1 protein-coding gene is annotated in these 242 nt (G+C 71.9%); it reads left to right on the forward strand.

The window, feature by feature from the left end; translation table 11 throughout:
* Positions 1 to 175: M55 family metallopeptidase (locus SB751_RS34520; RefSeq protein ID WP_410749556.1), on the forward strand; the 175-nt coding region annotated here is incomplete at its 5' end.
* Positions 176 to 242: the final 67 nt, after the last annotated feature.

The raw sequence follows: 242 nt of genomic DNA on the forward strand, positions 1-242 counted from the left end.
CGCGCCGGCCGCTTGCACGCTGCGCGTGCAGACGGCCGCGCTCGCCGATCTGTTCTGCATGCTGCCGACGCTCGAGCGCGTCGATGCGGTGACGTTGCGCTTCGACGGGCCGTCGGTCGAGCACGTGGTGCGCACGTTGAACAGCCTGTCGGCCATGTCGTTCATGCTGCGGTGAGGCGCGGCGCGTCACGCAGGCCCGGCGGGTGTCTCGAGCCGGAACGCTGCAATCGCGGCGGCTGGCG

The organism is Cupriavidus sp. SIMBA_020, from assembly GCF_046535395.1.
GTDB classification, from domain to species: domain Bacteria; phylum Pseudomonadota; class Gammaproteobacteria; order Burkholderiales; family Burkholderiaceae; genus Cupriavidus; species Cupriavidus campinensis.